The organism is Nocardia sp. NPDC058518 (assembly GCF_042719655.1).
In the GTDB taxonomy this organism is placed as follows: Bacteria; Actinomycetota; Actinomycetes; order Mycobacteriales; family Mycobacteriaceae; genus Nocardia.
This window is the reverse complement of the sequence record NZ_JBHXNJ010000010.1, coordinates 221177-243280: the sequence shown is the minus strand read 5'-3', so window position 1 is coordinate 243280 and position 22104 is coordinate 221177. Positions and strand designations below refer to the sequence as shown.

Sequence of the window (22104 nt, the reverse complement as noted above, 5' to 3'; positions counted from 1 at the left end):
TGTGCCGATCTTCGCTGTCCACTACACCTACTCCGAGTCCACCGCGGCCGACCGCGCGACCAACCGGCCCGAGCACCGCGGCTGGCTGAACGCTCTCGTCGACGCGGGCACAGTGCTCAGTAGCGGCCCCTACCCCGACGGTTCGGGGGCGCTGCTGCTGTTCCGCGCCGAGGACGCGCCCTCGCTGACCGAACTGCTCGGCAACGACCCGTTCGCGAAGCTGGACCTGATCGACGCCGTCCGCGTGGTCGAGTGGTTGCCGGTGATGGGCGCCTTCGCCGAGTAGCGCGGCCCGGAGACAGAGCTGCCCGGAACCCTTGGAGTTCCGGGCAGCGTCGTCCGCGGTGGTGTCAGGCTTTGTCGGTGTTACGGGTGCGCAGCAGGCTCGCCACCGTCGCGATGACCAGAATGCCGATGATCACGCTCAGCGAGAACGCCGTGGAGATCTCCGGCACGCTCACGTGCTCACCACCGTTGATGAACCCCAGCGTGTTCTCGTGCAGCGCGTGCAGCACCAGCTTGACGCCGATGAACGCCAGGATCGCGGCCAGACCGTAGGACAGGTACACCAGGCGGTCGAGCAGCCCACCGATGAGGAAGTACAGCTGGCGCAGGCCCATCAGCGCGAAGGCGTTGGCGGTGAACACCAGGTACGGCTCCTCGGTGAGACCGTAGATCGCCGGAATCGAGTCCAGCGCGAACAGCAGGTCGGCGAAACCGATGGCCAGCAGCGCGAGCAGGAGCGGAGTCACCACGCGTTTGCCGTTGATCCGGGTGACGAGCTTGTCGCCGTCGTACTCGTCGGTGGTCGGCAGGACCCGCTTGGCCAGCGAGACGATGTAGCTGTCGCGCTTCTGCTCGTGTTCGACCTCGTGCCCGCTCTCGCGCAGCAGGTTGATCGCGGTGTAGATCAGGAACGCGCCGAACAGGTAGAACACCCAGCTGTAGGCGCTGATCGCGGCCGCGCCGACCGCGATGAACACACCGCGCATCGCCAGCGCCAGCACGATGCCGATCAGCAGCACCTTCTGCTGGTAGATCCGCGGCACCGCGAAGGTGCTCATGATGATGAGGAAGATGAACAGGTTGTCGACCGAGAGCGCTTTCTCGGTGACGAAGCCCGCGTAGTACTCCCCCGAGAACGTGCCGCCCCATTTCCAGGCGACGAACAGGCCGAACAGCAGCGCCAAGCTGATGTAGACGGCCGACCAGATGCCCGATTCCTTGAAGGTGGGCTCGTGCGGGGTGCGCACGTGGGCGAAGAAGTCGAAGACGAACAGGCCGAGGATCACCAGTCCGGTGATCACCCACTCGAGCGTGGTCACCTGCATGTGGTGGTCCGATCGATGAAGTTCATGTCGTCCATCATGCCCGAATTGTCCGTTTCAGTTGGCTTGCAGAACGATTGCCCGCCATGATTTCACACACATCAGCGGGCCACCCCACCGCCGCGCACGCGGAAAAGCCCTTTCGCCCGATTCACGACCGCTGCTACCGTCACCGCATCATCGGCGAACGATACAGACCCGAGAGGAGCGAGCCGTGTACGAATCCAGCGCGCAACTACTGCGCCCCACCGCGAAGCACCGGCTCTGCCCCGGTGTTCTGATGTCGGGTACCCGCCTCGTGCGCGCCCGCTTCACCGCCTGACCAGGCGATTCCCGCCCGGCCCCGTGTCCGGGCACCCTTCCCGACCATGAGCCGTGCCAGGTCCCTCCTCGTTCGTCGCCGCCTGCTTCCGGCACGGTCAGAGCAAACCGGGAACGGCGTTACTCGTCCTCGGACGCGCCCGGATCGCCGCCACGAATCGACCACAGCAAACCATCGAGCTCATCGGGCTTGACCAGTACGTCGCGCGCCTTGGAGCCCTCGCTGGGACCCACCACCCCGCGTGTCTCCATCAGATCCATCAACCGGCCCGCCTTGGCGAAGCCGACCCGCAGCTTGCGCTGCAACATCGAGGTCGAACCGAACTGCGAGGTGACCACCAGCTCCACGGCCTGCAGCAGCACGTCCATGTCGTCACCGATATCGGGGTCGACGTCCTTGACCTCGCCGGCCTTGGCCGCGGTGACACCCTCCTGGTATTCGGGTTCGGCCTGGGTCTTGCTGAACTCGACGACGGCCTGGATCTCCTCGTCGGAGATGAACGCGCCCTGCAGGCGGGTCGGCTTGCCCTGGCCCATCGGCAGGAACAGCCCATCGCCCATGCCGATCAGTTTCTCCGCGCCCGGCTGATCCAGGATGACGCGCGAGTCGGTGAGCGAGGAGGTGGCGAACGCCAGCCGCGAGGGCACATTGGTCTTGATCAGACCGGTCACCACGTCCACCGAGGGGCGCTGGGTGGCCAGCACCAGGTGGATACCGGCGGCACGCGCCTTCTGGGTGATCCGCACGATCGCGTCCTCGACGTCGCGCGGGGCGGTCATCATCAGGTCGGCGAGCTCGTCGACGATGGCCAGGATGTACGGGTAGGGCCGGTAGACGCGTTCGCTGCCCAGCGGGGCGGTGATCTTGCCCGATCGCACATTCTTGTTGAAGTCGTCGATGTGGCGAACCTTGTTGGCCTGCATGTCCTGGTAGCGCTGTTCCATCTCCTCGACCAGCCAGGCCAGCGCGGCGGCGGCCTTCTTCGGCTGGGTGATGATGGGCGTGATCAGGTGCGGAATGCCCTCGTACGGCGTGAGCTCCACCATCTTCGGGTCGATCAGGATCATCCTGACCTCCTCGGGAGTGGCCCGGTGCAGCAGCGAGATCAGCATCGAGTTCACGAAGCTCGACTTACCCGAACCGGTGGAACCGGCCACCAGCAGGTGCGGCATCTTGGCCAGGTTCGCCGAGACGAACTCGCCCTCGATGTTCTTGCCGAGGCCGATCACCAGCGGATGGTGGTCGTTGCGGGTGTGCGGCGACTTCAGGACATCGGCCAGGCGCACCAATTCGCGGTCGGCATTGGGCACTTCGATGCCGACCGCCGATTTACCGGGGATGGGCGCGAGCAGGCGCACGTTCTCGGTGGCGACCGCGTAGGCGAGGTTGCGGGCCAGCGCGGTGATCTTCTCGACCTTGACGCCGGGACCCAGTTCCACCTCGTAGCGGGTGACGGTCGGGCCGCGCACGAAGCCGGTGACCGCGGCGTCGATCTTGAACTGCACCAGCACCTCGGTGATGGCCTCGATCATCGATTCGTTGGCCGCGGAGCGCTTCTTGGGCGGGTCGCCGTCGAGCAGCAGGGTGAGCGGGGGCAGCGTGTAGTCGCCGTCGACGACCCGGTCGGTGACGAACTCCGGTTCCGGTAGCGGCAGCGGGGTCTGGTCGACCGGCTTGACCGCAGGCCGCTTACGCGCCGGTTTCGGCGCGGGTGCGGGCGCGGGCGGTTCCTCGATCGGCTTGGCATCGCGCAGCGGCGGTTCGCCCAGTGACTCGGTGACCGCGTCGGAGCCGCCGAATTCGTCGGGCGGGTAGTTGTCGTCGGGGTTGCGGCCACGGCGCCGGGTTCGGTTGCGGTGCACCGGGAATCCGTCGGCGTCATAATTGGCCGGATCATAGGGGTCGCTGTCGTCGGCGTATTCGCCGAGACCGAAGTATTCGCGCAGCTTGCCCGGTACCTCGCGCACGGTGGTCCCGGTGAGCAGCAGCACGCCGAACATCATGGCCAGCAACAGCAGCGGCAGCGCGAGCCAGGGTGTGAGGCCCTGGCCGAGCGGTCCACCGATCGCGTATCCCAACGCGCCCGCCGCCGTGGCGCGGCCGTCCGCGTCGGTCGGGGACCCGGCCGCAAGATGCCACACCCCCAGCGCGGGGAGCACGACGAGCAGCCCACCGAGGACCAGCCGTGGCCGGATCTCCGGATGTGGTTCGGTGCGCATCAGCACCACGGCGAGCGCGACCAGCAGAATCGGCGCCAGCACGGCCGCGGAACCGGCGATCGCGCGCACGACGTCTTCGAGGAACCGCCCGACCGGTCCGCCCGCCGAGAGCCACATCGCGGCGGCGATGATCGCGCTCAACGCGATGAGCGCCAACCCGATTCCGTCGCGCCGGTGCCCGTGATCGAGGTCGCCTGCCCGGCTCAGCGTGCGGGTGGTGGCACCGAGGCCACGCGCCAGCATGGTCCAGCTGCTCCCGATGCCGCGGCCGATCACCGCCAGGGGTGCGGTGTCGGAGGCGCGTTTGACCGGCCTGCGCACGGGCGTGGTGCGCCCACGTGGAGCCGCCGTCGCTCGCGGGGTCGCCGAGCGAGACCGCGCCGCCGGCGTCTGCCCCCTGGTCGATCCCGCCCGCGCACGAGAGGTCGTGGTGCTGCGGGACTTACCTGCCATGACCATCAGGCTAGCCGCTCCAACACCTCCGAGACCATCCGCAACACTGGTCCCACCCCGCTGACGGGCCCGATCCGACCCGGATGCGCAGGTCGCGGCGCCCCGGTCAGCGCGGGGAAATCTCGCCGGGAACCGCGTTTCGCGGGCCCGAACTTATGGAATCCTTGCCGAACTCCTCTATTTCGGCCGTTCTGGGCTCGCGATGCTGGCGCGAGCACCGGCCTGCTCGGTACTTTGACAGCGCTCTATCGGGTCGTCGACCCGTGCATATGAAGGGGACGCTACAAGTGAAGAGAATGCTCACCAGCGCGGCCGTGCTGGGTGCCACCGCAGTCGCGATTTTCGCGGGGCACATCGCACCGGCCCAGGCGCAGTCGGGCAATTACGGCGCCATCGCGGTGTCGGTCAAACCGGGGGTTTACGGATACGCAACGGATTACGGCAGCTACGCCGATGCCGAAGCCGGTGCCATGGCGGCCTGCCGCCGCGGCGGTGGCGGTGGCGGGTGCGATGTGAAGGTGTCCTACCGCAACGGCTGTGGCGCCATCGCGATCTCGCGCGGGTGGTGGAGCTACGGCTCCGCGTCGACGATCGGCGGCGCCAAACGCGAAGCGCTGAACAACAATCCGGGCAACGCCTACATCAAGCACTGGAACTGCACCAGCGGCTACCAGCTCTAGCCCGACCGTTTCGACCATGATCATGGGAGTTGTAGTGAATATCCGTCCAGTGAAAACCGCTGCCGTTCTCGTCGCGATCGTCGCGGCGCTCGGCCTCAGCGCGTGCAGTTCCGACGAGGGCTCGACCAGCAATGGCGCGGGCACGACGACCAGTAAGGGCGGCGCCTTCGAATCGGGCGACGCCAAGTCGGGCAAGGAAGAGGGTGGCGAGCCTGCGGCCACCACCGTGCCCAACCTGCCCAAGCCCACCGCCGCCGACCTCAACGCCCGGTTGACCAAGGCCCTGGCCGGTCAGCTAACCGGCGACGAGAAGAAGACCTACATCGAGGACGCCGACCAGGATCCGATGCTGGTCGACAAGTTCGTCGAGGCGGCAAAGCAGAACAATGTCAAGATCGTCATCACCACCGTCGGCGACCCCGCCGACGGCAAGCTCAAGGCGAATGCCGATGTCACGATCGACGGCACCCCGGTCAAGGATGCCTTCGTCGATTTCGTCGCCGAGGACGATTCCTGGAAGGTCTCGCACGTGTTCGCCTGCAATATCGTGAAGTCGGCCCAGCTCGACTCCGCGGCCTGCCAGGCCTGAGAACGAACGAAAACCGCCGAGCAACGTTGTCGCCCGGCGGTTTTCGGTTAGCGCATAGATCAGACGGCGACGACCGTCGGCACGATCATCGGGCGACGACGGTAGACGTCGGCGACCCAGCGGCCGACCACCCGGCGCACGCCCTGGGCGATGCGGTGGGTGTCGGTGATGCCCTCACCGGCCAGGCGCAGCAGTTCCGCCTCGACCAGTTCGTTCGCGCCGTCGAGCGCGGTCCGGTCGTCGGAGAAGCCGCGGCCGTTGAGCTCGGGCGTGCTGACCGCCTTGCCGGTGGTCGAGTCGATGACGATGGTGATCGAGATGAAACCGCCCTCGCCGAGGACCAGGCGGTCCGACAGGGTCGACTCGCCGACGTCACCGACCGAGAGGCCGTCGACGTAGACGTGCCCGACCGGCACGCGGCCGACGATGGAGGCGATGCCGTCGACCAGGTCGACCACCACGCCGTCCTCGGCGAGCATGACCCGCTCCTCGGGCACACCGGTCGCCACGGCCAGTGCGGCGTTGGCGCGCAGGTGACGCCATTCGCCGTGCACGGGCATGGCGTTGGTCGGGCGCACCGCGTTGTACAGGTACAGCAGCTCACCCGCGGAGGCGTGACCGGAGACGTGCACCTTCGCGTTCTGCTGGGTGATCACGGTCGCGCCGAGCCGGGCCAGGCCGTTGACCACGGCGAACACCGAGTTCTCGTTGCCCGGGATCAGCGAGGACGCCAGCACGACCAGGTCGTCGGCGCGGATATTGATCTGCCGGTGCTCGCCACGCGCCATCCGTGACAGCGCCGACAGCGGCTCGCCCTGCGAACCGGTGGAGATCAGCACCAGGCGGTTGCCGGGCAGGTTCGCGGCCTGATCGAGGGTGACCACGACATTGTCGGGCACCGTCAGGTAACCGAGGTCCTGCGCGATCTCCATGTTGCGGACCATCGAGCGACCGACGAAGCAGACCTTGCGGTTGTACTTCTGCGCGACGTCGACAACCTGCTGGATGCGGTGCACGTGGCTGGCGAACGACGCCACGATCACGCGGTTGGTGGCCTTGCCGATGACATTGTCGAGCACGCCACCGATCTCGCGCTCGGGGGTGACGAAGCCGGGGACCTCGGCGTTGGTGGAGTCGACCAGGAACAGGTCGACACCTTCGTCGCCGAGGCGGGAGAAACCGGCCAGGTCGGTGAGGCGGCCATCCAGGGGCAGCTGGTCGAGCTTGATGTCACCGGTGTGCAGCACCACGCCCGCACCGGTGCGGATGGCCACGGCCAGCGCGTCGGGAATCGAGTGGTTGACCGCGAAGTACTCGAGCTCGAACGGGCCGTGCACGGTGGTCTCGCCCTCGGCGACCTCGCGCAGCTTGGGCTGCAAGCGGTGCTCGCGAGCCTTGGCCGCCACCAGGGCGAGGGTGAACTTGGCGCCGATCACCGGGATGTCCTGGCGCAGGCGCAGCAGGAACGGCACGGCACCGATGTGGTCCTCGTGGCCGTGGGTCAGCACGATCGCCTCGACGTCGGCCATCCGGTCCTCGATGGGCCCGAAGTCCGGCAGGATCAGGTCGACACCGGGCTGCTGGTCCTCGGGGAACAGCACACCGCAGTCGACGATCAGCAGCTTGCCGCCGTATTCGAACACGGTCATGTTGCGGCCGATTTCGCCGATACCGCCCAGTGCGAACAGGCGAAGACCGTTCTTCACCAGCTTCGGCGGCGGGCCCAGCTTGTCGTGGGCGGCCTTCTCGCGCGGCTCGGCGACCGGTGCCGCACCTCGACCGCGACCGCCACCCTGCCTGCCACGACCGCCGCCGCGCGACTGCTCGGCGGCGGGCTTGGTCTTGGCTTCGGCCTGCTTGCCCTTGGCTTCGGTGGCCGGCTTGGTCCTGGCGCGGCGCGGCGCGGTCTTCTTCGCGGCGACGCGTTCCTCGGCGACGTTCTGCAGGTCGGTGCCCCCTTCGGCGGAACCGACCAGGTTCGCCTCGGCGGTGACCTCGGCGATCGGTTCGGCGATCGCCGGTTCCTTCGCAGCGGGGGCGGGCTCGGGGGCGACGACCTTCTTCGCCGCGGCCTGCACACTCTCCACCGGTGTCGGCTCTGGCGCACCGGCGGCGCGCGATGCCGAACGGCGACGGGGCTTACGGGCTACGGGTTCGGTCATGCCGACACCCCCGCGGCCTGCAGGTCCAACGCCAGTTCCTCCAGCTGTGCCTGCGTCGGCATCAGCTGGGGCAACCGGGGCTCACCTACGTCGATGCCGAGCAATCGGAGTCCTCCCTTACACATCGCCACACCTCCCAGGCGGGTCATGGCCGCGTACAGCGGCAGTAGTGTCGCGTTGATCTCTCGCGCCCTGGCCACGTCACCGGTGGTGTAGGCCTGGTGGATCTCGCGCAGTCGTTCCGGCACGAGGTGTCCGATGACGCTGATGAATCCGACCGCACCGACCGAGAGCCAGGGCAGATTCAGTCCGTCGTCACCGGAGTAGAAATCCAGATCGGTGGTCGCGATGAGATCGGCTCCGGAGACGAGATCGCCCTTGGCATCCTTCACCGCGACGATGTTGGGATGCTCGGCAAGGCGCCGGATCGTGTCGATGGCGATAGGCACCACCGACCTCGGTGGAATGTCGTAGAGCGTGACCGGCAGGGCGGTGGCGTCGGCGACCGCGGTGAAGTGCGCGATCAGGCCTTCCTGCGTCGGCCGCGAGTAATACGGCGTCACAACGAGCAGACCGTGCGCGCCCGCGTTCTCCGCGGCACGCGCCAGTTCGATCGAATGCGCGGTGTCGTAGGTACCCGCACCGGCGACCACGGTGGCCCGGTCGCCGACGCCGTCGACGACCGCACGCAGCAGGTCTGCTTTCTCGGTTTCGCTGGTGGTCGGCGACTCGCCGGTGGTACCCGAGATGATCAGCAGGTCGACCCCACGGTCGACCAGGTGTGCCGCCAGTGCGACACCGGCATCGACGTCGAGCTTGCCCGCAGCGCTGAAGGGGGTCACCATCGCGACACCTACCGTGCCGGACGCGCGCAGCTCCGTTGGCGTCGATTCACCGTTCGTCATGGTCAGAAAGGCTACCCGGTCGCCGGATGTGCCTCGACACCCTAGCGCCCGAAGCGGCTGCCGGTGGGTGTTTTTCACCTTGCGTGATGTCAGATATGACGTCACAATGATGTCATGGATCTGAATGCTCATACCGCGCGGTTGCGCGAGGAACTGATCGCCGCCGCCGCGCTCGGCGACGAGAAAACGCAGGCCACCGCCGCCGCCCTCGCCGCCGCAGTGGAGAGCTCGAGCCGCCTGGTGCTGTTCTCGGCGCTGTCGGAACTGGCCGCCGAGATCAGTACCGAACTCGGTGACCGCACCGTGCACGTCCGCCTGGAGGGCACCGAGGCGAAAGCCGACGTGCGCAAGAACACGCCGTCGGGGGCGGAGGAACCCCAGACTTTCGAGGAGATGACCGGCGATATCAGCCGGGTCACCCTGCGACTGGTCGAACAGCTCAAGTCGCGCGCGGAGGAGGCGGCCCAGCAGAACGGCCAGTCGCTGAACTCCTGGCTCTCCGGTGCCGTCAGTGGCGCGCTGAAGGATCAGATGCGCGGATACGGCGGCAAGGGCTGGTAGGCGCCACGTTCACAGCAGCGGGGCCAGGTCGCCGCGTTCGCCGATAACGACTTCGTCGAGTTCGAGCCAGTCGGCCATTTCCCGCAGCGCCCCGCGCAATGCCTGGGCGGTCTCGGCGGTGGCGTAGCCGGGTTCGGCGAAAGCGGCGGGGGCGAGTAATCGGCCGGTGGCGCGTTCGGCGCGCAGATCCACCCGGCCGACGAGCTTGCCGTCGACGAGCAGCGGGAAGACGTAATAGCCGTGCACCCGTTTGGGTTCGGGGGTGTAGATCTCGATCCGGTAGTGGAAGTCGAAGACGCGCTGGGTGCGCGGGCGGAAGAAGATCAGCGGATCGAACGGGCACAGCAGCGCGGTCCCGGTGATCCGGCGCGGGGTGGCGGCCTCCGGGTGCAGGTAGGCGGGCGCGTCCCAGCCGTCGACGTCGACCGGCAGCAGTTCGCCCGCGTCGACCAGGTCGGCGATCGCCGGGGCACTCTGACGACGGGCCAGACGGTAGTAGTCGCGCAGGTCGGCCTCGGTGCCGATGCCGAGGGCCCGGCTGGACCGGCGGATCAGCTCGCGCACGGCGTCGTCCTCGCCGATCTCCCGGTCGAGCACATCGGCGGGGACGACTCGTTCGGTGAGGTCGTAGTGCCGGGTGAACCCGACCCGGCGCGCGGTGGCCAGCTCGCCCGCGGCGAAGAGCTGCTCACAGATCATCTTGGTATCGCTCAGGTTCCACCAGGTCCCCTTCGGACGCGGCTTGTCCAGCTCCAGATGACGTTCGATCTCCCCCGCGCTAGCGGCACCCACCTCGGTCACGACATCGAGAATGTCCTTGCCCAGCGTCGGATTGCGGTCGACGACCTTGCGCATGCCCGACCAGCGCCCGTGCCGGTACTCCGCCATCCGCCAGCGCATCAACGGCCAGTCGGCGACCGGGATCAGCGCGGCCTCGTGGGCCCAGTACTCCACCAGCCCCCGCCGTGCCTTCGCGCTGTCACTCCAGGCGGCGCCGTCGAGCAGGCCACGATCGTAGGGGCCGATCCGGCTGAACACCGGCGCGTAATGCGCGCGCACCACCGCCGAGACCGAATCTATTTGCAGCAGACGGGTTCTGGCGACCACATCGAGCACGGCCCGACGCTTCGGGTTGGTCGGCCTGCGCTTGCCGAAGCCCTGCGCGGCCAGTGCCGTTCGGCGGGCCTGCGCCGCATTCATCCGCTGCATTGCCTCAGCCTGACACAGGGGTCCGACAGGTTTTCGGCGCTCAGGTGGAGACCCGGACCTCGCCCGCGGTGTCGATCTCGGTCCGTCGGTCCCCGCCCGGCGCGGCAGCCAGCACGGTCGCCACCCAGCGCCTGCCGACTGGCAGCACCCGCACGGTCACCGAGCCCGCTCCTGCCATGTCGAGCTCGCCGACCGCGGCTTCGATCACGTTGTGGCGCACCCATTCCGGCACACCGCGGAAGCCGCCGTCATCGAGCAGGGTGACCTCGACCCCGCGCGATCGCGCCCCGCGCGCCGCGGCGCTGAGCCGGTCGGTGACCAGTTGCGGCGCCCGAAGACCGTCGCGCAGTTCGGCTTCGAGCAGCCTGCACTGTTCGCGTTCGGTGTCGGTGAGCTCGATCCCCGCGGCGATGCGGGCGAGCAGTGGCCCCGCCACCCGGTCCAGCGCCCCCAGCTGACGATCACGTTCGGCGTTGGCCGCGGCCAGCGCGGCCTCGGTCGCGGCCCGGCGATTGGCCTCGCTGCGCAGTTCCCGCAGCGAACGCTGGGTGGGCCGGATGATCGACATGAACACCGTCACCGCGCCGACCGTGGCGATCGGGGTCAGCGCGCGCACCACGGTTTCGGCATGCCAGGTGGTGAACACACCCATCGTGATCAGCACCGTCGCGGCGGCGGCCACGCCGAGCCAGGCCGCGATTATCCGCCCGCGCAGGACCAATATCGCCAGCAGATACGACGTGGGATAGGCGGTCCACAGCTGATGGGAGAACCCCGACGCGCTCTCGAGCCACGGCACGGTCAGCGCCATCGCCGCGGGCCCCGCGCAGGCCACGAAGATCGTGGCGGGCCATGGCAGGGGATCCACCGGGAACACCAGCACCACCAGTGCCGCCACGGCCATCAGCACCAGCGCGGCGAACGCGGCCGCGGGCGGCGCGATATCGAAATTCACCCGCAGATACATCACGATGGTGGCTTCGAAGATCACCACGAACAGCCATGCCGTGCCGTCGCTGAGGCCGAACAGGTCGCGCATCGCGAACGGCAGATCACGCTCGACCATCAACTACCCCACACCAGAGTCACCACGGTCCCCGCGCCCGGCGCCGATTCCACGAATGCCGCGCCACCGGCGAGCGCGCGCATCCGTCCCAGGATGCTGCCCGCGATGCCCATCCGATCGGCCGACACCCGCGCCGGGTCGAACCCGGCGCCGTCATCGGAGAGCACCACCCGGATGCCCCCGGTCGCGATAGTGACCGACACGCCGCGCCGCACCGTGCGGCCTGCGACATCGGCATGGCGCAAGCTGTTGCGCACCGCCTCCGAGAGCGCGGCCCCGAGCACCTGGGCGGCCTCGATCGGCAGACACAGATCGGCCGTGCGCCGCGAGGACACCTGCACCGGAATCTCGGACTCCACCTCGCGCACCGCCTCGCGCAGGAACTCGATCGTCGCGGCGGCGTCGAGGTGGTCGATCTCGGGCGCGGTCCGCGACTGCTCGAGCTGTTCGAGGGTGCGCCCGGCCTGGTTGCGCAGCACCGACGAGGACTGTTGCGCACGCGAGGCTTCCAGCAGCGTCGAGAGCACCGCGTCGTGGATGAGCGCCGCGAAACGCGCGCCCTCGCGTTCCCTGGCCGCCGTCGCCGCGACCGCCGCCGCCCGGCTGCGCTGCCGGACCGCTTCCCGGTCGACACGTTCAGCGGCGGCGCGCGCGTACACCACACACCACAGGAACAGCGCTGCCACGCCGAGCGCCCTGGTGATGTCGCCGAACAGCGCCCCCATCGAACTGTCCGGTACGACAAGAGCATTCGACACACTGGTCGCCACCGCCAGCACCGCCCCGAAGCCTGCCGCAACGCGCCGCGGCCACGCGAGCCCCGCGGCCATCACACCCACGGCCAGTCCGCGATAGGGCCAGGACGCGAACGAACCGATGTGCACCACCGAATACACCAGCGGCGTCGCCACGGTCGCCGCGAGATAGCACACCGCGGCCGCGGCGGCGGTGTGCCGGATCGCGCGGGCGGTGCCGCGCGCCGACACGATCGCCAGCGCCCCGAACATCAGATACGCGGCCACCAGATGCAGTTCCGGCCAGAGGGACTGGTTGATCGGCTGAACCAGCACCGCGGGCAGTTCCAGCACCATCACGATCGTGGCGCCGGTCCCGATCACCAGCCCGAGTCTGCGCAGGATCTGTTCGGTCGCCGCCCGCGAGAATTCGACGTCACCGACCGGTGCGGGCGCCGTCGCGACCGCGAGATCACTCACGTGCGCTGCTGCCGCTCCGGCACGGGCAGCCACCCGTCCTCGACGGCCCGTTTGTACAGATCGGTCTTGGTCGGGGCCGGCCTGCCCGCGTCGGAGTACTTCTGCCGGATGCGGCCCAGGTAGTCGTTGACGGTCTGTTCCGACAGCCCGGTCAGCCGGGCCACCCGCGAGGCCTTCTCCCCCGAGGCGTACAGCATCAGCACTTCCTCCTGACGCGGGCTGAGCCCGACGTCGGAGAGCTTCGGATCACCGTCGATGGCCGCGGCCCAGTCGGTGGTCACCACCTGCTCCCCCGACGCGGCCCGGCGCACCGCCGCGACCACCGTCGCCACACTCTCGGACTTGCGCAGCACCCCGAGCACGCCCGCTTTGGCGGCGGAGCGGACCAGAAAGGCGTTGTCGGCGCCGGTGAAGACCAGCACCTCGATGCCGCGTTCGCGCAGTGCGGTGACATTGTCCTCGGGCGCCGACCCGTCGGGCAGACGCAGGTCGAGGACGACGAGATCGAGGTCGGTGGTCTCGGCGAGCAGCCCGGCGACCGATTCCGCCACCGCCACCAGCTCCAGATCGGCTTCGGGACCGAGCATGGCCGCCAACCCGATCGCCACGGACTCGTGGTCCTCCACCAGACCGACCCGTCGCACCGTGCGCGTCTGCTCCAACTCGCTCACCCGACCACTCCCCATCTTCGAACACCCACCGCGGCCAGCCCGCAACACGTCGGTCTCGAGTTCTACCGCATCCCGAGCCCGCGTGTCAGCCCACCAAAATTCGGGGCGGGCCCGATTCAGTCCATCAGACCAGCGGCGATGGTCGCACCGAGTTCCCAGCACTTCTCCAGATCCGCCTTGCTCGGCGGTCCCGAGACCACCACGGCCGCGGCGGCGCGCTGCCAACCCAACCCGGTGGTGATCCGCTCCACGCTGCTCTCGGCGCCTTCGGTGCCCTCGTTGCCGTGCAGGTAGAGGCCATAGGGACGGCCGCCGGTGGAGTCCAGACACGGGTAGTAGATCGTGTCGAAGGCGTGCTTGAGCGCGCCGCTCATGTAGCCGAGGTTGGCCGGGGTGCCGAGCAGGTATCCGTCGGCTTCGAGCACGTCGACGGCGGTGACCGCGAGCGCGGCCCGGCGCACCACCTCGACCCCCTCGATCTCCGGGTCGCTGGCCCCGGCGAGGACCGCTTCGAACATCGCCTGGGTGTGCGGCGAGGGGGTGTGGTGGATGATCAGCAACCGGGCCATGGGCTCGCTACTCTCCTGGGTCGCGTTCCAGTTTTTCCAGTGCCACCGCGCGGCGCATGGTGTCGCGGGCGCGGCCACGGTCACCGGCGTAGTCGTAGGCGCGGGCCAGCCGGTAGGAGGAGCGCCAGTTGTCCGGGTCGGCTTCCCACTCGGTCTTGATCTGGGCGAACAGGGCGTCGGCCGCGTCGCGTTCGATCCGGCCGGAGGGTCGGCGCGGCAGTTCCGAGGTGTCGACCTCGAGGCCCTCCTCGTGAATACGCCGGGCCAGCCGTTGATGATCGAACGCCGCGCTCAAGGTCGCCCACAGGATCCAGATGCCGACCACGGGCAGCAGCAGCATGCCGATGCCGATCGCGATACCCGCGAACGTGCCGTCGGCGATGTAGGCGATGGCGAGCCCGCCGAGCCGGACGAAATAGAACAGCAGCGCGACAACCAGAAATGCCACGACCGCAACGGTTTTCAGGACCTGCCGATCAGGTCGCTGCGCGTCGGAGGTGCTCACAGATCCAGGAACGGGTCGAGCCCGACGGTCAGACCCGGCCGCCCGGCGATCTCGCGCACCCCGAGCAGCACACCCGGCGCGAACGAGGACCGGTCGATGGAATCGTGGCGGATGGTCAGGGTCTCGCCCTGCGTACCGAACAGCACCTCCTGGTGGGCGACGAGCCCGGCCAGGCGCACCGAATGCACTCGCACACCGTCGACGTCGGCGCCGCGCGCGCCCTCGAGTTCGGTGGTGGTGGCATCGGGGCTGATCCCCACCCCGGCCTCGGCGCGGGCCGCGGCGATCACCGCGGCGGTGCGGTAAGCGGTGCCCGAGGGCGCGTCGGCCTTGTTCGGGTGGTGCAGCTCGATGACCTCGACCGATTCGAAGAACCGTGCCGCCTGCTCGGCGAAGCGCATCGACAGCACGGCGCCGATGGCGAAGTTCGGTGCGATCAGGACCCCCACCTCGGGCCGCTGCGCCAGCTGCCCGCGCACCTCGGCGAGGCGGGCCTCGTCGAAGCCGGTGGTGCCGACGACCGCGTGGATGCCGTTCTCGATCAGGAACTTCAGGTTGCCCATCACCACATCGGGGTGGGTGAAATCGACGACCACCTGGGTGCCGTTCTCGGTGAACGTCTCGAGCGCGTCACCCTTGTCGACCTGCGCCACCAGCTCCAGATCGGGCGCCGCCTCCACCGCCGCGCAGATCGCCTGCCCGACCTTGCCGCGTGCTCCGAGCACTCCGACCCGAATGGTCACCGCATCTCCTCGTCCTCGACTCAGCTTTCCCGGAAAGCCTATCGAGCAGCGGCGCACACACCGGCGCCGACCTCTGCCGGTCGGGGTACTAGCGGGGTCGGCGTGTTCCGGGAGTGTGTCCGAAGGTACGGCGGAAGACATCGATGAACGTACTGGCCGAGGACCAGCCGCACAGGTGCGCCACCGTGGTCACGGGAGTGTTCTCGGCCAGCAGGACAAGGGCGTGGTAGAGGCGCAATTGGGTGCGCCATTGCGGGAAGCTCATGCCGAGGTCGGCTTTGAAGAGGCGCGACAGCGTGCGATCACTGGCGCCGACCTGCCTGCCCAGCGCGGCCAGGGTGCGATCATCGGCCGGGTTCGCGTGCAGGATCTCGCACACTGCCCGCAGCAGCGGGGCGGTCGGTGTGGGCAGATACAGGGGCTGCTGGACCGAGGCTCGCAGTTGATCGAGCAGGACCGCGCGCAGTCGTGCGCGTTCCGGGCTGTCGTCGTGCGGGTTGTGCGTGTAGGCGAGGATCAGTTCCCGCAGGAGAGGACCGACGGTGAGCACGGTCGGCGCGTCGAGGCCGAGCGGATTGTCGGCGGCGGGCAGGCCGACCAGGTGCAGTTCGAGCTCGCCGTGCGCCTGGTGCGCGTGCATGGTGCCCGCGGGCACCCAGATGGCGCGCGTGCTCGGCGCGATCCAGACACCGGCGCTGGTCGTCACGGCCAGCACTCCGCGGCCCGCGTAGACGATCTGGTGGTCGTCGTGGCGGTGCGCGTCGATGGCGCCGCCGGGCATCATCGGTTGGGTGCGGGTCGGCGCTACCGGCACGTGGCGGATTTCCGTCATCAGTTGGCAGATTATCGGAAGCACGACAGATGGCTCGTCGATGAGCATGGTGACGTGGCAAAGAACCGAGCGATCGTCATGCTGTCGACCAGCCATTCCTGCGTGGACATCTATCAGGGCGCGGTGGCCGCACTCGTCCCGTTCTTCGTCGCGGAGCACGCCTACAGCTATGCCGCGGTATCGGGCATCGTGCTCGCCGCGTCACTGCTGTCCTCGGTGGCCCAGCCGGTGTTCGGCCTGCTCACCGACCGCTGGGCGATGCCGTGGCTCCTGCCGGTCAGCACGATCCTGGCCGGACTCGGCATCGCGCTGAGCGGACTGAGCGGCTCCTACGCCATGACCCTGGCGTTCGTGGCGGTGTCCGGGATCGGGGTGGCCGCCTACCACCCCGAGTCCGCTCGCGTCGCGCGGCTCGTCAGCCAGGGCAGTCACAGCGCGATGGGCTGGTTCGCCCTCGGCGGCAATCTCGGATTCGCGGCGGCGCCGCTCATGGTCACCGTCGTCATCGCCACCGACGGCCTGCACCTCTCGCCCCTGCTGATGGTGCCGGCGCTGGCAGGCAGCGTGCTGTGCCTGCCCGTCCTGCGCGCAGTGCGCAAGTCAGCCCTCGGTGGCGACGGCGTCATTGTCGGCACGAACATCGACGACAAGGCATCGTTCGTGAAACTGTCGCTGGCCGTGGCCTTTCGGTCCATCGCCTTCGTCGGCCTGAGCACCTTCATCGCGCTGTACGCCCAGCAACGAATGGGCGGCAACGTAACAGCAGGCACCACGGCACTGTTCGTGCTCTATCTCGGCGGCGCGGTGGGCTCCGTGCTGGGTGGCAGCCTGGCCGGCCGCTGGGATCGGGTTACCGTCGCCGGCTGGTCCTACCTGTGCACCGTCGCCGCCATCGCGGGGATCGTGTTCGTACCCGGCCCCGCGCTGTACATGTTCATCGCGCTCGCTTCCGTGGGGCTGTACGTCCCCTTCTCCCTGCACGTCACCCTCGGCCAGGACTACCTGCCCACGCGCGTGGGCACCGCCGCCGGGATCACCCTCGGACTGACGGTCAGCGTCGGCGGCCTGGCCACGCCGGTCATCGGAAGCATCGCCGACGCGACCTCCCTGCGAACCGCTCTGACACCGCTGATCCTGATGCCCGCGCTGAGCTGGCTGCTGCTGCGCACTTTGCCGGAACCCGTTCCGAGCCGACCACGCGGCGATCGACCTCGTAGTTCAGCCGACGATCCAGTTGTCAGTCGAAGACGATGACCTGACGAAGCGCCGCGCCGGCCGCGAGATCGTCCATCGCCTGGTTCACCTGGTCGAGGCCGATACGGGCCGAGACGAGCCGCTCCAACGGCAGCTTGCCCTCTCGCCACATCCGCACATATTCGGGAATGTCACGGGCGGGGACCGCGGAGCCGAGGTAGCTGCCGATGATGGTGCGACCCTGCGCGACCAAGGCCAGCGGCGAGATCGTGGCGGTGGCAGTGGGCGCGGGCAGGCCGACCGTCACGGTGACGCCACCGGGTGCCGTTGCGGCGACAGCGGTTTCGAACGCGCGCACGTTACCCGCCGCTTCGACCACCACGTCCGCCACCACGCCTTGCTCGGCGACCTCGCCCGGTGTGCACGCCACCGTCGCACCGAATTCGCGTGCGAGCGCGAGCTTTTCGGGCACGGTATCGACGGCGATCACCTCACCGAGGCCGAGCGAGACCGCGACGAGCACGGCCGCCATCCCCACCCCGCCGAGCCCGACCACCATGATCCGGTCTCCCGCACCGGGTTTCGCCGCATTGAGCAGCGCACCGCCGCCGGTGAGCACCGCGCAACCGAGCACCGCCGCCACCTCGGGCGGCACATCGTCGTCGACCGGCACCACCGAACGCCGGTCCACCACCGCGTGCGTGGCGAAGCCGGAGACTCCGAGGTGGTGCTGCACCGGCTCGCCGTCGCGGGTGAGCCGCCGCCCGCCGCCGAGCAGCTCGCCCGCGTTGTTGGCCACACTGCCCGGACCGCACGGCGTGCGCCCGTTGCTCGCGCAGCCAGGGCAGTCACCGCAGCGCGGCAGGAACGTCATCACGACCCGCTGCCCGAGCGTCACATCGTCGACACCGGCGCCCACCGACTCGACGATGCCCGCGGCTTCGTGGCCGAGCAGCATCGGTACCGGCCGCACCCGATTGCCGTCCACCACCGACAGATCCGAATGGCACAGCCCGGCCGCTTCGATCCGCACCAGCAATTCGCCCGGACCCGGTTCGGCCAATTCGAGGTCGCACACGGTGATCGGCTGCGAATCGGCGAACGGCGCCGGGTCGGCGATCCGTTCCAGAACGGCTCCACGAATCTTCATGCTCGCGACGCTACCGCGAGCGCCCTTTACAGGTTCCGGGATCTGTCGCTAACCTCGATCTCGGTGATGGTGCTCCTGTTGGCCGCCTCGTACCGAGCCCAGGGTCGGTGCCATCACGAAACAAGGAGAAATCCCCTGTCAGTGCAGTTCAATCACACCATTGTCGGATGTCACGATAATCGGGAGACCGCCGAGTTCTGGGCGGACATCCTCGGGTTGGACATAGGAAAAGAGTGGGGGCCGTTCATTCCGATCGCCCTCGATCACGGCGCGGCCTTCGATTTCGCCAAGGTTCCGCCCTTCGTTTCCGAGATCCAGCCACAGCACTACGCGTTCCTGGTCTCGGAGGCCGAGTTCGATGCGGCCTACGCCAAGATCCAGCGCTACAAGCTGGACCATTGGGCCGACCCCCAGAAACACGGGGTCAACGAGATCAATCACAACGACGGCGGTCGCGGCGTCTATTTCCTCGACCCCAACGGCCACTTCCTGGAACTGATCACCGTTCCGTACGGCGGCTGGCCCGAGTAGTCACAGCAGGCCGGTCCCTTCCGGGACCGGCCTGTCGGCGATTACCCGAGTTTCACGGCCGCGCGGGTGCCGCGCAGACCCAGCAGCGCGGCGCCGACACACGCCACCGAGACGCCCACGATGAACCAGGGGAACACCGTCGTGAGTCCCCAGGTCGTCGCCGCCCAGCCCGCTGCCAGCGTCGGCAATGCCATCGCCGAATAGGCCAGCAGGTAGAAGGCCGACATGGTCTCGCCACGGCGATGCGGCGGAACGACTTCGGACAGGTGCCGCAGCGACCCACCGAAACCGAGACCGAAGGTGGCGCCGAGCACCAGACCCGCGAGGACCACTACCGCGGGCTCTTTCGTGGCCAGCGCCGGAATGGTCGCGAGTAGTGCCGCCGCCATGCCGAGGTCGCCGATCACCGCGGCGCGACGGGCCGGAACACGGGTGGCCAGCAACTGCGCCAACGCGCCTGCCAGCGCGGTGCTCGCGACGACGACGCCACCGAACACCAGGTTGTGCACGCCGGTTTCGGCCGCGGCCAGCGACGGATACAGCGACAGCAGCACACCCAGCACCGACCAAGCGGCCATCACGCCGATCGCGGAGAACCAGAAGTCGGCCCTGATCTCGTGCGGCACAGACGGTTTCGAGATAGTGATGCGTGCTTTCACCCGAGCGGTGTGCGGTTCACGAAGGGCGAGAATGCCGGCCGCCGCGGCCACACAGACGACTGTGATCACCACATACGGCGTGCGCAACGGCGACGGCGCGTACTGCGCGAGCACCGCGGTGCCGAGAACAGCGATCGCGATGCCGACGTTGAACGCCACCCCGCTGAGCTGCCCGGAGCGCGCACCACGCTCGGGCCGCAGATCCAGCAGCGCCGCGGCACCCGCGACGACGGTGGCCCCGACTGCCGCCCCGTGCAATGCCCTGGCCAGCAACAACATCGGCACCGAATCGGCGAGCAGGAAGACGACCAGCCCTGCAATCATGGTCGCGAAGGCGCCGATCATCACCGGCTTGCGGCCGACCACGTCGGAGATCCGCCCGGAGACCAGCACCGCGCCGAGCGCCGCGAAGGCATAGACGGCGAAAACCATGGTCGTGGTCAGCGGCGACAGATGCCACTCGGTCTCATAGATCCCGTAGAGCGGGGCGGGCGCCCCGGAAACCCCGAGCGCCACCGCACTCGCGGCCAGGACGAGCCCGTACGCCCAGCGCTGCCCGGCCTCGACCGGCGCCATCGTTGTCGCCGCCACAGCAGCCCCCATCAGCAGAGTTTGATAACCATCGAACGAGCATCAGGCTACGCCGAGTATGATGAGTATCAAACCCCCGAGTGAGGTAACTCATGACACAGGCTAAAGATCTACCCCCGGCGCCGACCATGCCCGTCGCCGCGCTGCCCACCGTCCTCGGCGCCCTACACGACCCTGTCCGCCTGGAAATGGTCCGGCGCCTGAGCAACGCGGCCGCCCCTATCCGCTGCGCGGCCCTCTACGACGCGATCAACAAGTCCACCGCGACCCACCACTTCAAGATCCTGCGCGAAGCGGGCCTGATCGAGCGCCTGACCATCGACGGCCAGACCTTCCAGAACCTGCGTACCGACGCCATCGAGCACGCCCTCCCCGGCCTGCTCCCCTCGATCGTCGACGCCGCCAACCAAGCCGATGCCGCGCCTGCTCGCTAGCGTTCGGTCGGGGGTGGTGGCGCCGTCGCGCTCGGTAGTGGCCGGATCGGCGTCTGCAACAGCCGACTCGGGATCGTGGGTAGCGGTCGCCGCGTGGTCGTCGGTGTCGCCGGGGCCTCCACCAGTTCTCGACCGCGTACCTCGCCGCTGACGATCTCGCCGCCGCTCCACCACACAGCGACACCCGACCCCACCAGCGGCACCGCGATGAACAGCGATAACAGCGCGATCCCCCAGGTGTGGCGGAACGCGCGCCGGTCGAGCCAGACGGTGATCGCCGCCTCGATCAGGAGGGTGACGAGCACGATGCCGAACACCGCGGCCAGCGCGCCGAACACCGCGGGCTGGCGCGCCCATCCCCGCACGAACCCCGCGACGACGACCAGCGGCAGCACGCACACGCCGAGTGCGACGACCTGGATACCGGCGAAGTCGAGACCGTCGTCGGGATCCGGATCATCGAGACCACGCCGCATCCACGCCGTGAACAGCAGCACATGCCCGACGGCCGCGCCGAGGGCACCGAGCACCAGCAGGACGCACCCCACCCGCACCAGCCCGGCGAATTCCGACCGCATCACGATCGCGCCCAGGTCCACGATCAGCCCCGACATCGCCAGCGCGGCGAGCGCGAACAACACCCGAGCCCGCAGCACCCTGGCCCGCAGATAACCCGGCGGAAGTTGGCGGCGCAGCTTGCGAAACACCCCGTACCAGGCGAGCGGCAGCGCCGCGAACATCATCGGGGAGAGCACTCGCAACACGATCGGCGGCGCCCACATCGCCACGGCCGCATAGCAACCCGCGAACACCCAGACCCACGCCGCCAGTCGGAGCAGTGCCCGCCAGTGCACTTCGGCGAGCAAGCGCCGCGCCCTGGTATCGGTCGGCGCGTTCGCGAGCAGGCCGCGCAGGGTCGCGACGGCGGCGTTGCGGCCACCGTCGAAGCCGGCGAACTCCGCCCGCGCCTGCATGCGGAGCAGGTCGACGTGCAGGGGGTCGATCGCCAACCCCGCGGTGACGTGATGCCGCCCGGCTTCGGGATCGCCGAGCCGCTGATAGGTCTCGGCCGCCGAGCAGTGGACGTTGGCGTCGTTCGGCTCCAGCGCGACCGCTTCTACCAGTGCCGCGCGCGCCCGGTCCTTGTCCTTGCGTGGGCCGCTGGTGTGCAGCAATGCCAGCAACAGCAGTGTCGCCGCGTCGTGCGGTCGAAGCCTGGCCGCGGTGTAGCCGTGTTCGAGCGCAAGGTCCCACTCCTCGCGCATCGAGTACGCCATCGCCACCAGGACGTGCGCGCGGTCGGAATCGGGATCGGCGAGCAGCGCTTGTCCGGCGAAGCGCAGCGCGTCGTCGTACTCGTCCAGGTCATAGGCGATGTCCGCCAGTGCGACCAGCACCCGCGGATCGTCGGGTGCCGCCAGCAACGCCGTCCCGAGAATCCGCCGCGCCTCCTCGATCCGCCCGATCTCCTTGGCCACGCGAGCCCGCTCGAGCGCCACCTGCACCGGCATGACCGA

Annotated in this window: 22 protein-coding genes; 7 read left to right on the top strand and 15 right to left on the bottom strand. The window is 68.8% G+C overall.

Translation table 11 applies throughout. From position 1 onward, the window contains the following. The first annotated feature begins 1 nt into the window (after position 1). Positions 2–286 carry a YciI family protein gene (locus ACFWPX_RS19685; RefSeq protein ID WP_378920172.1) on the top strand — a complete coding sequence of 95 codons (285 nt, stop codon included), beginning with the start codon at positions 2–4 and terminating at the stop codon, positions 284–286. Between the two features lie 64 nt (positions 287–350). Here the strand turns inward: ACFWPX_RS19685 and ACFWPX_RS19680 are convergent, their stop codons facing one another. Both ACFWPX_RS19680 and ACFWPX_RS19675 read right to left on the bottom strand, forming a co-directional pair. Beyond that, entirely contained in the window at positions 351–1331 is a 981-nt protein-coding gene (locus ACFWPX_RS19680) for a TerC family protein (RefSeq protein ID WP_378920170.1), read from the bottom strand. 438 nt (positions 1332–1769) lie between these two features. Continuing rightward, positions 1770–4322: a DNA translocase FtsK gene (locus ACFWPX_RS19675; protein ID WP_378928607.1), complete on the bottom strand. Its 2553-nt coding sequence runs from the start codon at positions 4320–4322 to the stop codon at positions 1770–1772. A 296-nt stretch (positions 4323–4618) separates the two neighbouring features. Between ACFWPX_RS19675 and ACFWPX_RS19670 the strand changes: the two genes are divergently transcribed. Further along, the gene (locus ACFWPX_RS19670; RefSeq protein WP_378920280.1) at positions 4619–5002 is read left to right on the top strand and encodes a DUF4189 domain-containing protein; all 384 of its coding nucleotides are present in this window, start codon (positions 4619–4621) and stop codon (positions 5000–5002) included. A 34-nt stretch (positions 5003–5036) separates the two neighbouring features. After that, positions 5037–5591: a hypothetical protein gene (locus ACFWPX_RS19665; protein WP_378928606.1), complete on the top strand. Its 555-nt coding sequence runs from the start codon at positions 5037–5039 to the stop codon at positions 5589–5591. A gap of 59 nt (positions 5592–5650) precedes the next feature. Here the strand turns inward: ACFWPX_RS19665 and ACFWPX_RS19660 are convergent, their stop codons facing one another. Next, the gene (locus ACFWPX_RS19660; protein ID WP_378928605.1) at positions 5651–7753 is read right to left on the bottom strand and encodes an RNase J family beta-CASP ribonuclease; all 2103 of its coding nucleotides are present in this window, start codon (positions 7751–7753) and stop codon (positions 5651–5653) included. Then, positions 7750–8658: a 4-hydroxy-tetrahydrodipicolinate synthase gene (gene dapA / locus ACFWPX_RS19655; protein ID WP_378928604.1), complete on the bottom strand. Its 909-nt coding sequence runs from the start codon at positions 8656–8658 to the stop codon at positions 7750–7752. Before dapA ends, ACFWPX_RS19660 begins: the two co-directional genes overlap by 4 nt. Before the next feature lie 114 nt (positions 8659–8772). On the opposite strand from dapA, the gene ACFWPX_RS19650 reads away from it, so the two are divergent. Beyond that, positions 8773–9219 carry a hypothetical protein gene (locus ACFWPX_RS19650; protein ID WP_378928603.1) on the top strand — a complete coding sequence of 149 codons (447 nt, stop codon included), beginning with the start codon at positions 8773–8775 and terminating at the stop codon, positions 9217–9219. Between the two features lie 9 nt (positions 9220–9228). On the opposite strand, the gene ACFWPX_RS19645 is transcribed toward ACFWPX_RS19650, so the two are convergent. From ACFWPX_RS19645 to ACFWPX_RS19610, 8 genes are all read right to left on the bottom strand, one after another. Further along, on the bottom strand, positions 9229–10428 hold the full coding sequence (locus tag ACFWPX_RS19645; protein ID WP_378928602.1) for a winged helix-turn-helix domain-containing protein: 1200 nt from the start codon (positions 10426–10428) through the stop codon (positions 9229–9231). 40 nt (positions 10429–10468) lie between these two features. After that, positions 10469–11494 carry a hypothetical protein gene (locus ACFWPX_RS19640; protein WP_378920156.1) on the bottom strand — a complete coding sequence of 342 codons (1026 nt, stop codon included), beginning with the start codon at positions 11492–11494 and terminating at the stop codon, positions 10469–10471. After that, positions 11494–12708 (bottom strand): sensor histidine kinase, encoded by a 1215-nt coding sequence (locus tag ACFWPX_RS19635; protein WP_378928601.1) that lies wholly within the window; start codon positions 12706–12708, stop codon positions 11494–11496. Before ACFWPX_RS19635 ends, ACFWPX_RS19640 begins: the two co-directional genes overlap by 1 nt. After that, positions 12705–13394 (bottom strand): response regulator, encoded by a 690-nt coding sequence (locus tag ACFWPX_RS19630; RefSeq protein ID WP_378928600.1) that lies wholly within the window; start codon positions 13392–13394, stop codon positions 12705–12707. The genes ACFWPX_RS19635 and ACFWPX_RS19630 overlap by 4 nt, the downstream gene beginning before the upstream one ends. A gap of 101 nt (positions 13395–13495) precedes the next feature. Beyond that, positions 13496–13948, bottom strand: coding sequence for a flavodoxin family protein (locus ACFWPX_RS19625; protein WP_378920150.1), 453 nt, complete (start codon positions 13946–13948; stop codon positions 13496–13498). A 7-nt stretch (positions 13949–13955) separates the two neighbouring features. Further along, a complete protein-coding gene (locus ACFWPX_RS19620; RefSeq protein WP_378928599.1) occupies positions 13956–14453 on the bottom strand; it encodes a hypothetical protein in 498 nt (165 codons plus the stop codon). Beyond that, positions 14450–15196, bottom strand: coding sequence for a 4-hydroxy-tetrahydrodipicolinate reductase (gene dapB, locus ACFWPX_RS19615; protein ID WP_378920146.1), 747 nt, complete (start codon positions 15194–15196; stop codon positions 14450–14452). The genes ACFWPX_RS19620 and dapB overlap by 4 nt, the downstream gene beginning before the upstream one ends. 88 nt (positions 15197–15284) lie before the next feature. Next, positions 15285–16028 carry an AraC family transcriptional regulator gene (locus tag ACFWPX_RS19610; protein WP_378928598.1) on the bottom strand — a complete coding sequence of 248 codons (744 nt, stop codon included), beginning with the start codon at positions 16026–16028 and terminating at the stop codon, positions 15285–15287. A 54-nt stretch (positions 16029–16082) separates the two neighbouring features. Between ACFWPX_RS19610 and ACFWPX_RS19605 the strand changes: the two genes are divergently transcribed. Next, positions 16083–17282, top strand: a complete 1200-nt coding sequence (locus ACFWPX_RS19605) for an MFS transporter (protein WP_378928597.1) — start codon at positions 16083–16085, stop codon at positions 17280–17282. Here the strand turns inward: ACFWPX_RS19605 and ACFWPX_RS19600 are convergent. Beyond that, positions 17266–18372: an alcohol dehydrogenase catalytic domain-containing protein gene (locus ACFWPX_RS19600; protein WP_378928595.1), complete on the bottom strand. Its 1107-nt coding sequence runs from the start codon at positions 18370–18372 to the stop codon at positions 17266–17268. The two genes, ACFWPX_RS19605 and ACFWPX_RS19600, sit on opposite strands and share 17 nt — an antisense overlap. A 135-nt stretch (positions 18373–18507) precedes the next feature. Here ACFWPX_RS19600 and ACFWPX_RS19595 point away from each other — a divergent pair, with 135 nt between their 5' ends. Next, on the top strand, positions 18508–18903 hold the full coding sequence (locus ACFWPX_RS19595) for a VOC family protein (protein ID WP_378920278.1): 396 nt from the start codon (positions 18508–18510) through the stop codon (positions 18901–18903). A gap of 41 nt (positions 18904–18944) precedes the next feature. On the opposite strand, the gene ACFWPX_RS19590 is transcribed toward ACFWPX_RS19595, so the two are convergent. Beyond that, complete coding sequence (locus ACFWPX_RS19590) at positions 18945–20165, bottom strand: MFS transporter (protein ID WP_378928594.1); 1221 nt, start codon at positions 20163–20165, stop codon at positions 18945–18947. 80 nt (positions 20166–20245) lie between these two features. Between ACFWPX_RS19590 and ACFWPX_RS19585 the strand changes: the two genes are divergently transcribed. Beyond that, complete coding sequence (locus ACFWPX_RS19585) at positions 20246–20587, top strand: ArsR/SmtB family transcription factor (protein WP_378920138.1); 342 nt, start codon at positions 20246–20248, stop codon at positions 20585–20587. Here ACFWPX_RS19585 and ACFWPX_RS19580 read toward each other — a convergent pair. Beyond that, positions 20584–22098, bottom strand: a complete 1515-nt coding sequence (locus ACFWPX_RS19580) for a tetratricopeptide repeat protein (RefSeq protein ID WP_378928592.1) — start codon at positions 22096–22098, stop codon at positions 20584–20586. The two genes, ACFWPX_RS19585 and ACFWPX_RS19580, sit on opposite strands and share 4 nt — an antisense overlap. Positions 22099–22104: the final 6 nt, after the last annotated feature.